Annotated in this window: 12 protein-coding genes; 4 read left to right on the top strand and 8 right to left on the bottom strand. The window is 50.7% G+C overall.

What is annotated here, in order from left to right:
* Positions 1-27 precede the first annotated feature (27 nt).
* From J7439_RS01450 to J7439_RS01435, 4 genes are read left to right on the top strand one after another with little or no spacing between them, the layout of a single operon-like run.
* A complete protein-coding gene (locus J7439_RS01450; RefSeq protein ID WP_209199911.1) occupies positions 28-1,038 on the top strand; it encodes a polysaccharide deacetylase family protein in 1,011 nt (336 codons plus the stop codon).
* Positions 1,039-1,058: 20 nt separating this feature from the next.
* Positions 1,059-2,864, top strand: coding sequence for an HAD-IIIC family phosphatase (locus J7439_RS01445; protein WP_209199910.1), 1,806 nt, complete (start codon positions 1,059-1,061; stop codon positions 2,862-2,864).
* Between the two features lie 20 nt (positions 2,865-2,884).
* Positions 2,885-3,130: an acyl carrier protein gene (locus J7439_RS01440; RefSeq protein ID WP_209199909.1), complete on the top strand. Its 246-nt coding sequence runs from the start codon at positions 2,885-2,887 to the stop codon at positions 3,128-3,130.
* 32 nt (positions 3,131-3,162) lie between these two features.
* Positions 3,163-4,089, top strand: a complete 927-nt coding sequence (locus J7439_RS01435; RefSeq protein ID WP_209199908.1) for a hypothetical protein — start codon at positions 3,163-3,165, stop codon at positions 4,087-4,089.
* Positions 4,090-4,100: 11 nt separating this feature from the next.
* On the opposite strand, the gene rimI is transcribed toward J7439_RS01435, so the two are convergent.
* The 8 genes from rimI to hemA all read right to left on the bottom strand — a co-directional run bounded on the left by rimI (position 4,101) and on the right by hemA (position 13,541).
* Entirely contained in the window at positions 4,101-4,571 is a 471-nt protein-coding gene (gene rimI / locus J7439_RS01430; RefSeq protein ID WP_209199907.1) for a ribosomal protein S18-alanine N-acetyltransferase, read from the bottom strand.
* Positions 4,572-4,613: 42 nt separating this feature from the next.
* Positions 4,614-5,534 (bottom strand): uracil-DNA glycosylase family protein, encoded by a 921-nt coding sequence (locus J7439_RS01425; RefSeq protein WP_209199906.1) that lies wholly within the window; start codon positions 5,532-5,534, stop codon positions 4,614-4,616.
* 120 nt (positions 5,535-5,654) lie between these two features.
* Positions 5,655-7,208 carry a 2-isopropylmalate synthase gene (locus tag J7439_RS01420; protein WP_209199905.1) on the bottom strand — a complete coding sequence of 518 codons (1,554 nt, stop codon included), beginning with the start codon at positions 7,206-7,208 and terminating at the stop codon, positions 5,655-5,657.
* Positions 7,209-7,640: 432 nt separating this feature from the next.
* Positions 7,641-8,663: a ferrochelatase gene (hemH, locus tag J7439_RS01415; RefSeq protein WP_209199904.1), complete on the bottom strand. Its 1,023-nt coding sequence runs from the start codon at positions 8,661-8,663 to the stop codon at positions 7,641-7,643.
* 198 nt (positions 8,664-8,861) lie between these two features.
* Positions 8,862-10,037 (bottom strand): Na+/H+ antiporter NhaA, encoded by a 1,176-nt coding sequence (nhaA, locus tag J7439_RS01410; RefSeq protein WP_209199903.1) that lies wholly within the window; start codon positions 10,035-10,037, stop codon positions 8,862-8,864.
* A 207-nt stretch (positions 10,038-10,244) separates the two neighbouring features.
* The gene (gene prmC / locus J7439_RS01405; RefSeq protein WP_209199902.1) at positions 10,245-11,108 is read right to left on the bottom strand and encodes a peptide chain release factor N(5)-glutamine methyltransferase; all 864 of its coding nucleotides are present in this window, start codon (positions 11,106-11,108) and stop codon (positions 10,245-10,247) included.
* A gap of 3 nt (positions 11,109-11,111) precedes the next feature.
* Positions 11,112-12,197, bottom strand: a complete 1,086-nt coding sequence (prfA, locus tag J7439_RS01400) for a peptide chain release factor 1 (RefSeq protein WP_209199901.1) — start codon at positions 12,195-12,197, stop codon at positions 11,112-11,114.
* Between the two features lie 45 nt (positions 12,198-12,242).
* The gene (gene hemA / locus J7439_RS01395; protein WP_209199900.1) at positions 12,243-13,541 is read right to left on the bottom strand and encodes a glutamyl-tRNA reductase; all 1,299 of its coding nucleotides are present in this window, start codon (positions 13,539-13,541) and stop codon (positions 12,243-12,245) included.
* Positions 13,542-13,712 lie beyond the last annotated feature (171 nt).

The raw sequence follows: 13,712 nt of genomic DNA, 5'->3' as shown, positions 1-13,712 counted from the left end.
AAACAGAGAGGCGAAAGGAAGTGGTTTATGTCGGGATGGAAAAACAGTCTCTATAAATTGATAGTTAAATCCGGTTTGACTCATCTCAGCGCTTACCTTAACCGTCATAAGCTGGTGATCCTCTGCCTGCACTCCCTGTCACTGAAAGACGAACACTTATTCTGGCCGGGCGTCTTTATTTCACGGAATAGGCTGATCCCTATTCTGGAGTTTCTGAAACACTCACGATACAACGTCATAAGTCTTGAGGAGGCGCAGCGACATTTGCAGGGGGAAGTGACTTATGAATATCCAGTGGTCATTACCATTGATGATGGCTGGTGGGCAAGTGTCGCTGATTTACTGCCTGTTCTTGAGGACTACCAATTTCCTTCAACTATCTACGTCACCACCTATTACTGCGATCATCAAATAGCAGTAGTCAATGTACTGTTGCAATACTGGCTCTGGAAAAAGCCGGTGGATACCATAAATCTGTCTTTTAATGGCAAGGATTATCAGTTTACCGGCAGTAACAGCGAACTGGTTGAGAGCATTGAATCCTGTATCCGTGAATTTGATGACCAGACAAAAATGGCGTTTCTGGCAGAAATTGCTGACTTTCTGGGTCAGGATAAGGACGATATCACTGATCGGCGTTTCCACAACGCCAGCTACGATGAGCTGGCCCGGATTGTGCGAAATCCACTGCATTCAATTCAATTACATACTCATAGCCACCGACTTCCGGAAGATACTGCAGGTATTCAGCGGGAAATAGAGATTAACCGGGAAAAACTGACGGCATCGCTGAATCCGCCCTATGGAGTGGATCATCTTTGCTACCCCAGTGGTATCTGGCGGCCAGGGCATATTCCTGAGCTGGAGTCGCTGGGGGTGCGCACTGCGACAACTCTGGATGAGGGGCTTAACCATCGTGGCGAGCATTTGCTGAAACTAAAAAGGAACCTGGTGATGGATAACCGGAGTCTTGACCAGCTTAAAGTAACCATGTCCGGTATTTTGGATATGGCCCGACGTCTTAAACAAACATTATAATCCGCGCACGGGAAGGCAACATGGATGACAACACTGATCAACGACTGTCGTATCCACTGGACTATCCATTTATTCAGCGTCACCAGAAGAAATTGCGTCGGGAGCTCAGGGCGGGATTATCCCAGCCGGCACTTCGGGTGGCTGTGCTGGGCGGTTCTACTACGCAGGAGGTCAGTTGCTATATTGAGCTGTTTCTTTTGCAGGCGGGCGTCAATGTGGAAATCTTTGAGTCGGATTACAACCGGTTCTACGAAAGTGCTTTATTTGATGATGGAGAGCTAAAAGCGTTTGATCCCCAGATTATTTACCTTCACACCAGCAACGTAAATATTACCGGGTGGCCAGCTGTTGCCAGTACACAAGAGTCCATTGATGCTTTTATCGAACAGTTTGTGCACCGTTTTCAGACTGTCTGGAGTTCACTGACAGAGAAATTTAATGCCTCGATTATTCAAAATAACTTTGAACTGCCGGGCACCCGGCCATTGGGTAACCAGGATGCCACACAGGCAGCGGGTCGGAGTTACATTACCCGGCAGATCAATCAGAGATTTGCCGAGCATGCGCAAAATACGTCGGGATTTATTCTTCATGACCTGAATTACCTGGCGGCCAGGTTTGGCCTTGACCGATGGTACGATCCGGCCCAATGGTATTCCTATAAATTTGCCATGAGCAGAGAGGCATTTATCGAAGTAGGCTACAGTGTTGCAGCTCAGATCAAGGCGACCGTTGGTCTGGTCAAAAAAGTGGTTATCTGTGATCTGGACAACACCCTGTGGGGTGGGGTTATTGGTGATGACGGTCTTGATGGTATACAGGTCGGTGCGGGCAATGCGACAGCGGAAGGGTTCAGTGATCTGCAAAGCTACCTTAAAGCGCTCAGGGAGCGTGGCATACTACTGGCTGTCTGCAGTAAGAATGAGCGACAAAATGCTGAGGATGGTTTTGCCCATCCGGACAGTGTTTTGAAACTTGATGATTTCAGTGCCTTTCAGGCTAACTGGGATCACAAACCCGGGAATATTGAGCAAATCGCCAGGGACCTGAATCTTGGCCTTGGTGCGATGGTGTTTCTGGATGACAACCCGGCTGAGCGGGCGATAGTGGCACAAAGCCTGCCAGCCGTATCGGTACCGGATATTGGCGCTGATAGCACCCGCTACATCCATTTCCTGGACAGGAGCGGGTTGTTTGAGCAACCATCATTAAGCCAAGACGATTTTCAGCGAGCCAGCATGTATGCCCAGAACCGGCAGCGCGTCGAACTGGAGAACGCCTGCCAGAGCTATGATGATTACCTGAAATCATTACAAATGACAGCAACAATTGAGCCGGTAAATCCAATGGCATTGCCAAGGTCCGCCCAGCTGATCAACAAAACCAATCAGTTCAATCTCACCGGTTTGCGATTTACCGAACAGGAAGTAGCCGGTTTTATGGATTCTCCCGATTACCTGACACTTTATGGCCGACTCACGGATCGCTTTGGTGACAATGGCATCGTTTCCGTTATTATCGGCGAACGTCAGGGGGATGACCTGCATATCCGCTGCTGGGTAATGAGTTGTCGTGTGTTCAAACGAGAGATGGAGGCAGCGATGTTGTCAAAGCTGCTGCTACTGGCTAAAGACAATGGGATAAAAGATGTCATCGGTTACCATGTACCCAGAGAAAAAAATGGCCTGGTAAAGGACTTTTACCAAGACTCGGGTTTTCAACTTTTGCATTGCTCCGACGATAACAGTAGTCAATGGAAGTACAGCATCGGCAGCGAAGTGCCTGAACGTGATATTCCCATCACGATAAACCCGGCGACAGAATAAGATCGTAGAAGGAGCTTGTTGTGGCTATTTTGGCAACTATCAGTGAAATAATCCGTGATATTCTCGACGAAGAGAGCCTGGAGATAACGGAGCAAACACAGCGCAATGCCCTTGAAGGTTGGGATTCCATGGCTCAGATACAGATCATCTGCGCCATTGAAAAAGACCTTACGATAAAATTTACCATGGATGAACTGGAGCAGCTGAATCAAATGGACAGTGTGGGTGATATTGTTTCCCTGGTCTCCGGGAAAACCTCTGCCTAGTTCAATCAAGAACCAATAAATAACCATCTCATATGGCGCTTGTGGAACTCCTTGAATCAATTAAAACGGGCCTTTACGGACAATATGCCCAGGCTGCTGATCTTGAACACGTCGTGCAGGATTATGTGAGATTTGTCCGGCATGTGATGAAAGGGCGTTCTTATAACGTATACCCGGCGGAAATAACGTTGTGGCTGGAAGAGGTTGAAACCCGATACGATATTCCTACCCTGAAGTTGTTGCGCAAGCTCACGCTGTTAGAACTGATGAAAATTAGTGTGGAAGTTGTACAGCAACATAGTATGGATAAACACCTCCCAAAATCTACGATAGAAGCCGTCAATAACTGGTTTCAGGATTTATGCAGCCGTATTCAGGAAGCTGGCGATCATGATTTTGTTGATAATGATCTTTTTCATAAAGACCTGGCCATTGCTGCGCTGAATATGTGGCCCAGCAACTTCATTTGTCATTATGAGCCTCGTCCGCTGCCGCGACGGTCTATTTTCTCCTGTGGCATCATCCAGATAGTCTGCGCTGCGCAACTGCTTATCAGTCTGGGGAATAGCTCCCGGAATATGTATGAAGTTCATGTGGAAGACCGACGTCTGACGCCACATTTTCTGCAGGATGGCTGGAGAGACTTTTACTTGGAGCTTTCCGAACGAATAGAGCTGGAACCCCGGGTTGGTGGTATTTTCGGGAAAGCGTGGTTCTGGGATGCCAGCATGAAAGAACATTCACCCCGGATGAGCTATCTGCGGGACCTGCCGGAGGCTGGAGGGGCTCTGTTTTTCCCGGCCCGGGGCGTTCTTGACGGTGATCATATTGCTCTGGACAATCCCCGGCGTCGGCGGTTATACGACGCAGGACAATACACGCCCTCGGAAAGCATCATGATATGGACCAGAGAGAAACTTCTGGATTGGGCCCGTCGTGAACGGGCAAAAAATGAATGAACGTCGGTTTATCACCAGCCTAAAGTCGGTTGGATTTCTATGGCCATGACAATGGCATCTTCCCGGTGGTTTCCCATGGGGTAATAGTTTTTTCTGATGCCGACCTCGCTAAAGCCTTCATCAAGATAAAGGTTGAAGGCTTTGATATTGGAGCGACGGACTTCAAGCAGTATGGTTTTGCAGTCAGACTGTCTTGCTTTCTGGAGCATATGTTGCAACAGCTGCCGACCGATACCTTGCCTTTGAAAAGATTTGTCCACCGTCAGAATCAAAATGCTGGCTTCACCGGCTACCATCATCATGACGCAGTGTCCCACAATTCTGCCATCAAGCACTGCCAGTTCGCAGGTATAGCCGGAGGTCAGGCTGTCGGAAAAGTGTGCCTTTCGCCAGGGGTGCTCTGCTGACTGTTGTTCCACGGCATTGACCTGTTCCAGGTCACTTTCCAGCATGGGGCGAAACGTGATTGAGGGTTGTGTCATGGTTGATGATTTATCTGAATCGTTTGCTCTTCAGGCATTGCCCTATGTGTCTTGTGTTTTGGTGAGTAGCGGAGCCAGATCCTGCCATGCTTCCCTTTTGAGTATGGACTGTTTCATCAGTTCATTCAGCCCATGGGTTACAGCAAACCACTGGCCTGTATGAGTGCCCGGCTGGATACCCCGTAGTTGCTCAAAATCTTTTTCCGGGTCCATAACAAACCTGGCCGCTGACTGGCCAAATAACAGAATCACCTTTCTGTGGGATAAGCCGTATTGGTTGCTCAGATAAGCACAGACGGCATCGGCAGCGGCGTAGTCATCCTGGCTTAGTTGGCTTAGCAAGCCCCGGCTTTCGCTCATGGGCCAGACAAATTCACGAACAGTCTGTGAGCCTTCCGGGTTGAGCTTGAGTGCTCTGAGAATGTCATCTAATAAGCGTTGATGGTAGCGGCTGAATTGGTTGAGTCCGGAGTGTGGCATTTCGGCAATCACAAGGCAGTCATCGCTGACGGGCTTTATCACCAGACGGAATTTGCTGACGGAGCCTGACAGCTGTTTTACGGGCTCTGGCGAAGGTTGATCTTCCTGTTTGATGTCCTCAACAGGTTTGGACGGGGTAATAAATTGCCCAAGGATATCCGCTGGCTTTGTCGGTGAGTATCCTGTCTGGGGCTGCTCTCTGGCATTCTGTTGGTTAAACGCTGAGCTGATTTCAGTGCCAGAAACAGCCTGAGCTGACACTGCTTCGGCAAGTGCCCGGGCGTCCTCTGCTATCCAGTCAAAAGGTCTGGCTGGTTGAGCATTGGTCAGTTGATATCTGGGAAACCAGGTTTGTATGCCCATGGCTCCTAAATAGTTTTGTCTGAGTTTTTCCCGGCGGGCAATCTGGATTTTTGCTGCAGAACTGTCGACAGCCTGATCACTGTTGGATGGTGAAGGGTGGTCAACGGTTTCGCCCTGCATGATGGTTCTCAATGGTTGCTGCTATTTACAGTTGCCTCCCGGAGTAAGAGCAGGAGGAAGATTAAAACGCCAATAGTATCACTGAAAGATCCTGTTGGCATTTCAATCAAACCAAATTGATTAAACCGTTCCCCCGGTTTGTGGATTGGCTTTGGCGATATCGGCTTCCAGCAGGTTGAGGGCATGGATGTAGGCTTTGGCGGAAGCAATGACGATATCGGTGTCAGCCCCGGAGCCATTGACAATCTGCCCGTTTTTCTCAAGTCGGACAGAGACTTTACCCTGGGAGTCAGTACCTGTTGTAATGGCGCTGACGTTATACAGTGCGAGCCTGGCCTGGGAGTTGGCCAGCTTTTCAATGGCTTTGAATATGGCGTCAACAGGACCATCGCCGCTGCTGGAAACCGCCTGTTGTTCTCCGTTGATTTCCAGGGTGAGTGTTGCTTCCGGTGTTTTGCCAATTTTTGAGCTGGCATTCAGATCGATCAGTTTATATTTCTCCACCAGCTCGCTGCTGCTACGGGCATCACTCACCAGTGCCTGAAGGTCATCGTCGTAGATTTCCGATTTTTTGTCCGCCAGAACCTTAAAGCGCTGGAACGCATCATTTAAGTCGTCCTGGCTGCTGAACGATATGCCCAGTTCTTCCATTCGGGTTTTGAAAGCGTTGCGGCCAGATAATTTGCCAAGTACCAACCGGTTAGTATTCCAGCCAACATCTTCGGCAGACATAATTTCATAGGTTTCCCGGTGCTTCAGTACACCGTCCTGATGGATGCCAGACTCGTGGGCAAAGGCGTTGGCTCCCACGATGGCTTTGTTGGGTTGAACCGGGAAGCCAGTGATGGAGGAAACCAGTCGTGAGGCCGGTACAATCTGAGTGGTGTTGATGCCAGTGGTTACCCCAAGACAATCAGACCGGGTTTTCAGGGCCATGACAATCTCTTCAAGTGAGGCATTGCCCGCTCTTTCCCCTAATCCATTGATGGTGCATTCAACCTGACGTGCCCCATTCACAACGGCAGACAGTGAGTTGGCTACAGCCAGGCCAAGGTCATTGTGGCAGTGAACGGAGAAGATGGCTTTATCAGCGTTTGGGATACGTTCCATCAGGGTTTTGATGGTTTCTCCAAACTGGTGTGGCAGGGCGTAGCCAACGGTATCCGGAATATTGATGGTTCTGGCACCGGCATCAATGGCCGCTTCAATAATATGGCACAAAAAATCTATTTCTGAGCGGCCGGCGTCTTCACAGGAAAACTCAACATCGTCAATGTGGTTTCTGGCCCGTTTGACGGCAAATACGGCCTGTTTGATCACATCGTCCGGGTTCATACACAATTTGTGCTGCATGTGGATGGGAGAGGTGGCAATAAAGGTATGAATCCGGCCCCGTCTGGCTGGTTTCAGGGCTTCGGCGGCCCGGTCAATATCTTTTTCCAGTGCCCTGGAGAGGCTGCATACCGTGCTTTCCGTGATATTGGCGGCAATGGCTTTGACGGCTTCAAAGTCACCCGGGCTGGCCATGGCGAAACCGGCTTCAATCACATCTACCCGCAGTTTTTCCAGGGTTCTGGCTATGCGTAATTTTTCATCACGGGTCATGGCTGCGCCGGGGCTTTGCTCTCCATCGCGCAGGGTGGTATCAAAAATCACAACTTGATTGTTGTTCATGGTGTATCCCTTGCCTTTGCTGTCCGAAAGGCTGGTCAATTTCTTATTGGCTATGCTGCTGCTACTTGTATTGTTTGCGCAGCAATCTTGTCTGGCAAGTCCGCTTTATTAAGTGGTCTTGCGGGTTGGCCATCAAGGCCGGGTATTTGGGGAGATAGTAATTAATATGCCCTAAGGCAGTAGTAGAAGTAGCAGGCGAGCAGGAGCAAAGAAAGTTTCAGGCAGGAGAAGAACTTCCTCTTGGTCAGAAGTCTTATTATTACTTTTTATATCAACGTACTGTCTTTGCCAGTTTATCACGCTATTCATTGCGCCCTTCTCTTGAGGGAAATACGTAGATCGGCCAGGTAGTTGTACTATAAAGGCAGAGTTTGCAGGATACAAGATGGATATGGGGTGGTGGGCATGTTCCATGCCCACTCATGTTTATCATCAATGAGTCAGAGGGTGTTCTGACCATTGCTTCAACAGGTCTATCCAGGCTGGATGATCATTCAGGCAGGGAATGAGTTCCAGTGATTCACCCCCGGCTTTAATAAACTCCTCTTTGGCCCCAATGCCGATTTCTTCCAGCGTCTCCAGACAGTCAGAAACAAAAGAGGGGCAGATAACCAGTACTTTTCTGGCTCCCTGATCCGCCAGTTGCTTGAGAACATCCAGAGTATTTGGCTCCAGCCACTTGGCTTTTCCCAGTCGGGACTGGAAGCCAACGCTGTATTTATCAATCGGGATGCCTGCTTTTTCAACAAAGGCCTCTGTTGTCTGGTATACCTGATGTCGATAGCAGGTTTTGTGGGCAATGGAGGTTTTCTGGCAGCAGCTTTTATCTTTCAGGCAGTGATTGCCGGTTGGGTCATCTTTTGTAATGTGGCGCTCTGGTACGCCATGGTAGCTGAATACCAGGTGATCAAACTCTTTTTCCAGCCAGGGCTTTGCACTTTCGACCAGCGCCTCAATGTAGCCATCGTGATCATAGAACACCGGGTGGACGCGAAGTGGCAGGGTGATGCCCATTTCCTGCATCAGGCTTTTGGCCCGTTCAATCACGGTTTTTACCGATGACATGGCGTAGTGTGGGTAGAGTGGGAACAGCAGGATCTCTTCGATGCCCGGTTGCTTTGCCAGATTGCTCAGGGCCTTTGCCATATCCGGTTTGCCGTAGCGCATGGCCAGCTCAATCGGGATGCTGGTGCGTTCTCTGAGCTGCTCCGCGCACTTTTCGCTGTTGACAATAAGTGGTGAGCCCTGCTCAGTCCAGATTGCGCTGTAAGCTTCAGCGGATCTTGCCGGACGGGAAGGTAGGATAAAAAGGCTGAGGATAAGTCTGCGAATCACCCATGGCAGGTCAATCACATGCTTGTCCATTAAAAACTCATTGAGATAGTTTCGAACATCTTCAACAGATGTGCTGTCCGGTGACCCCAGATTAACCAGCAAAACGCCTCTGTTTTCCATGGGCTAAAGAGCTCTCTATGATTTGTCAGAAGTACCGCCAATTCCTTTTCATTGTTCAGGTTGGATCGTATGGGTGGAGTACTTCAGGATTGATTAATTGACAGCGAGTTTAACAGCTTTGCAGAGACTTTGGTGAGAATGCTGTCATTTACTTGTTGGTTGAGAGTTCCAGCCTCTGTTCAGAGGCCGGAAACAGGCTCAGGCCTGTTTGCGTCCGGCCCAGTATAGAGTGATAAAGCCAAAGACAGCGGAGAGTATGGAGCCAGCCAGTACGCCGATGCGATCTGATACCAGGTAGTTGGTATTCACGTTTTCAAAGGCCAGTGAGCCGATAAACAGACTCATGGTAAAACCAATACCGCAGAGTATAGAGAGGCCGTACATCTGGAGCCAGCTGGTTCCGGTGGGCAGTTTGGCCAGTCCGGATTTAACCGCCAGCCAGCAGAAGCTGAATACGCCAATCTGTTTACCCAGGAAGAGGCCAGCCACAATCCCCAGGGGAATTGGGGTGAACAGGCTTTTGATCTGCTCGGCATTCAGTTCAAGCCCGGCGTTGGCAAAGGCAAAAACAGGCAAAATGACATAATGAACACTGCTGTGCAGATTGTGTTGCAGGGCTTTCAGCGGTGATCGACCTCTGCGGTCAACGGTTTTTAATGGAATGGTAAATGCCAGAAGCACGCCAGCCAGCGTAGCGTGAACGCCTGACTTTAGCACACAGATCCAGAGCAATACGCCTACAACCATGTAAGGTCCGATCCTGGTAACATCCCTATGGTTGAAGAAAGCCAGGATTGCCAGTAAGACAGAGGCAATGCCCATGGACATCAGGGATAGCTCTTCTGTGTAGAAAATGGCAATGATAATGATGGCACCAAGATCGTCAATGATGGCCAGAGCCAGAAGGAATGTCATCAGTGATGCGGGTGCACGTTTACCGAGTAAGGCAAGAATGCCCACGGCAAAGGCAATGTCAGTGGCGGCAGGGATTGCCCAGCCTTTAATGGCAATAGGGTCTGAGTAGTTAAAGGCAACATAGAAAAGTGCCGGTACCAGCATTCCGCCGATGGCACCAATACCCGGCAGCATAACCTGGGCCGGAGTACTGAGTTCCCCTGCAAGTACTTCCCGTTTGACTTCGAGGCCGATCAAGAGGAAGAAAACCGCCATCAGACCATCATTAATCCACAATAGTAGTGGTTTGTGGATGTCCAGGGGGCCTGCGGTAAAACGGATGGGGGTTGATAGCAGTAGGTCATAATACTCTGCAAAAAATGTATTGGCAGCGAGCATCGCCAGTGCCGAGGCGATAAAAAGCAGTACGCCAATGGCGTAATTCTGCTGCAAAAAGCTATGAAATCGTCTGGCAAACATGTTTTCTCCAGGTGCCCGCTAACCGCCCGTAGCCCATTGATTACACCAATATGTCCGTAAGGATTTCATGCCTGTTGTTGATTGACAAGTACGTTGGTGTAGCGGGCAAAAAATGGCACTCAGTTTATCTTCACTGAATGCCGCTTTGTATTACGGGCTATTACTTATGACGGCCGTAGGTAGTAAGCCTGTAGGGTTATTGGTAGTTCAGGCAGCCGGTTTGCGGGCAAGGGTTACGCGGTCATGACCGGCCAGGTCGGTTTCTGTGCGAATTTGTGTGTAGCCTGCCCGGGAAAGGATTGTCTGGACGGGCCTGCCCTGGTCATGGCCGTGTTCTAACAGGAGCCATCCCCCGGGCTTCAGACTTTGCAGTGAGTGTTCGGCAATAACACGAATATCGTCCAGTCCATCCACTCCAGAGACCAGTGCTGACAGGGGTTCATAGCGAACGTCTCCTTCTTTCAGGTGCGGGTCATTGCTGCAAATGTAGGGGGGGTTGCTGACGATCATATCCATTGAGCCTTCAACCAGTGGTGAACACCATGAGCCCTCAATAAATACCGTGTTCCGAATATCGTTGATCACCGCATTTTCTGCCGCAACAGCCAGGGCGTCCGGGCTTTTGTCGATAGCGGTGACTTCCCAGTCCGGTCGTTCCCTGGCCAGGGCAAGGGCTATTGCGCCGGTACCGGTTCCCAGGTCGGCCACTTTGATTTTTGATTCAGTGCTTTGATCCGGCGCGCTATCTAAGTCAAGTGCCAGCTCAACCAGTAGTTCGGTGTCTGGCCTTGGGATCAGGGTGGCTTCGGTAACTTTTAACTGCAAGTTCCAAAACTCCCGTTGCCCGATCAGATAGGCTATGGGGCGTCCTGCTTTCCGTTGATCGATGAGCTTTACAAACTGAGCCATCTGTTCACTGGTCAGAAGCGCTTCAGGCCAGGTAAAAAAATAACTGCGTGGCTTGTGGAGAACATGTGCCAGCAGCAGTTCTGCATCAAGCCGGGGAGTAAGGCTGGCAGCAAGCATACGGGATGCTTCTGCCAGGGCGGTGTCAATTCGGGTGCTGCTCATGACTTATTCGCCAGCCAGACTGGCCAGTAGCTCAGCCTGATGCTCCTGCAGCAGGGGGTCAATAACCGGGTCCAGTTCACCTTCCACAATTTCCGGCAATTTATAGAGAGTAAGGTTGATACGATGATCGGTGACCCGCCCCTGGGGGTAGTTATAGGTACGAATACGCTCAGAGCGGTCACCGCTGCCTACCAGACTTTTCCGGGTATCACTGATCTCTTTCGCGGCAGCGGCATCCTGGGCATCCTGGAGTTTGGCGGCCAGCCAGGTCATGGCTTTGGCCTTGTTTTTGTGCTGTGAGCGCTCATCCTGGCATTCAACCACAATGCCGCTTGGCAGGTGGGTGATACGAATGGCTGAGTCGGTGGTGTTGACGTGCTGACCACCGGCACCTGATGAGCGGTAGGTATCGATGCGCAGGTCTTCCTTACGGATTTCAATCGCCTGTTGTTCATCGGGCTCCGGCATCACGGCAACGGTGCAGGCAGAGGTATGGATTCTGCCCTGGGATTCAGTCTCAGGAACCCGCTGTACGCGATGGGCTCCTGACTCAAACTTCATTCGACCGTAGGCGTCGCTGCCAATAACTCGGGTGATTATCTCTTTGTAGCCGCCGTGTTCACCGTCGCTGGCACTGATAACCTCAATTCGCCAGCCGCGTTTTTCTGCGTACCTTGAGTACATTCTGAACAGGTCGCCGGCGAAAATGGCCGCTTCATCGCCGCCTGTTCCGGCACGGATTTCCAGAAAGGTGTTCAGGCCGTCCCTTGGGTCTTTGGGTAGCAGCAGCAGCTCAAGATTCTGTTCCATTGCTGGCAGCTGTTGTTCGCAACTGGCCAGTTCCTCGCGGGCCAGTTCCGTCATGTCCGGGTCGCCATCTGCCATCATGGCTTCGGCTTCGGCTTTATCGCTGAGTAACTGGTCATACTCTTTGTAGGCTTTAACCACCGGTTCCAGCTCAGCGTATTCCTGGGAGAGCTTGCGGAACTGGTCCTGGTTACCAATAACCCCGGGGTCACTCAAAAGTGCGGAAAGCTCTTCGAAGCGCTCACCGAGGTTTTCCAGTTTGACGAGAATGGACTCTTTCATGATGTCTGTAAAAGGTGTCTATATAAGGGTGGATTCAGAATGCCATCAGGCATCCTGAGTTGAATCGGATTGACGGCTCAGGCCCAGAAGTTTCTCGGCCCACTCCAGCTTTTCATGCTGCCCTTTTGCGGCAGCGTTTTTCAGCTGTACGCTGGGGTGGTGCATCAGTTTGTTGGTCAGCGAGCGGGCAAATTGCTGCAGTACTTCTTCCGGACTGACGCCCCTGGCCAGCCATTGCAGTGCTTTCTCAAGCTCCAGGTCTCTGATCGCTTCGGTGCTCTGGCGATAGTTGCGTAACAGGCTGACGGCATCCAGCGCACGCAGGCGGGTCATGAATTCAAAGGTATCGGCCTCAATCATGCGTTCAGCCTGTTGGGCTGCATTTTTGCGCTGTTGCAGATTGTCTTCAATTGCATCCTGCAAGTCATCTACTGTGTAGAGAAAAACATCAGCCAGCTCACTTACCTCGGGTTCAATGTCTCGGGGAACCGCAATATCCACTATAAACATGGGTTTGTGTTTTCTCTGCTTCAGCGCTTTTTCAACCGTTCCTTTGCCGAGTACCGGTACCGGGCTGGCGGTGGAGCTGATAACAATATCGCTTTCATGGAGTATGTGTGGCAGGTCCGAGAGCAGAACGGATTTTCCGCCAAACATGTCGGTCAAGCGCTGGGCCCGCTCCAAAGTACGGTTGGCCACGATGATATTGGCAACGCCCTGCTGGCAAAGGTGTCGTGCGGTCAGTTCAATGGTCTCGCCGGCTCCGATCAGTAATGCCGTATTTTCGCTAAGGTCAGAAAAAATCTGCTTGGCCAGTCCGGTAGCGGCATAGGCAACGGATACCGGCTGCGCGTTGATAGCGGTTTCTGTGCGTATCTGTTTGGCCGTGGTGAAGCTGTGCTGAAATAATCGATTCAGGCCTGGGCCGGTGGTGTCGGCTTCCTGTGCGCTGGCGTATGCAGATTTTAGTTGTCCCAGAATCTGGGGTTCGCCAAGCACCATGGAGTCAAGCCCACAGGCAACCCGCATCAGGTGGCGGACCGCCTGTTCATCATGGAAGAGGTAGCTGTGTTCTGACAGTAATTTGCCGTTGGTCTGATGGTAACCGCTCAGCCAGTCGATCAGTTTGTCGTAGCACTGTCTGACTGTTTCGGCCCCGGTGCTGTGAATAGCACAGTAGATTTCGGTACGGTTGCAGGTAGACAGGATGGCAATTTCTTCAATACCAGTTTGGATTCTGGCGCTTTGAAGCGCATCGGACAGCTGCTCAGCAGAAAAGGCGACCTGTTCCCTCAATGTGATTGGTGCTGTCCTGTGATTGATACCGGCGGTAATATACCCCATCAGACCTCTGTTGCTGTCCAGGTTCACTGCTACTATAGATTGGCTGACATATCCGTACCCGGATTACGAGGCGTTCAATGCCATCTGGGCAGGGAGTTATGTCGCTCAATTGTTCATTTGAAAATGCTTTCAGAGGCGCATTCCCTGTTGAAGGGGGCACGGCCTGACATT

It is taken from the genome of Salinisphaera sp. G21_0 (assembly GCF_017744115.1).
Lineage (GTDB): Bacteria > Pseudomonadota > Gammaproteobacteria > Pseudomonadales > Endozoicomonadaceae > Endozoicomonas.
This window is presented reverse-complemented; position numbering and strand designations above follow the sequence as displayed.

Coding starts and splice junctions, on each gene's coding strand:
- J7439_RS01420 (WP_209199905.1), bottom strand. CDS start 7,208: ATGAACAACAATCAAGTTGTGATTTTTGATACCACCCTGCGCGATGGA.
- J7439_RS01450 (WP_209199911.1), top strand. CDS start 28: ATGTCGGGATGGAAAAACAGTCTCTATAAATTGATAGTTAAATCCGGT.
- hemA (WP_209199900.1), bottom strand. CDS start 13,541: ATGGGGTATATTACCGCCGGTATCAATCACAGGACAGCACCAATCACA.
- prfA (WP_209199901.1), bottom strand. CDS start 12,197: ATGAAAGAGTCCATTCTCGTCAAACTGGAAAACCTCGGTGAGCGCTTC.
- J7439_RS01445 (WP_209199910.1), top strand. CDS start 1,059: ATGGATGACAACACTGATCAACGACTGTCGTATCCACTGGACTATCCA.
- rimI (WP_209199907.1), bottom strand. CDS start 4,571: ATGACACAACCCTCAATCACGTTTCGCCCCATGCTGGAAAGTGACCTG.
- prmC (WP_209199902.1), bottom strand. CDS start 11,108: ATGAGCAGCACCCGAATTGACACCGCCCTGGCAGAAGCATCCCGTATG.
- J7439_RS01425 (WP_209199906.1), bottom strand. CDS start 5,534: ATGCAGGGCGAAACCGTTGACCACCCTTCACCATCCAACAGTGATCAG.
- nhaA (WP_209199903.1), bottom strand. CDS start 10,037: ATGTTTGCCAGACGATTTCATAGCTTTTTGCAGCAGAATTACGCCATT.
- hemH (WP_209199904.1), bottom strand. CDS start 8,663: ATGGAAAACAGAGGCGTTTTGCTGGTTAATCTGGGGTCACCGGACAGC.
- J7439_RS01435 (WP_209199908.1), top strand. CDS start 3,163: ATGGCGCTTGTGGAACTCCTTGAATCAATTAAAACGGGCCTTTACGGA.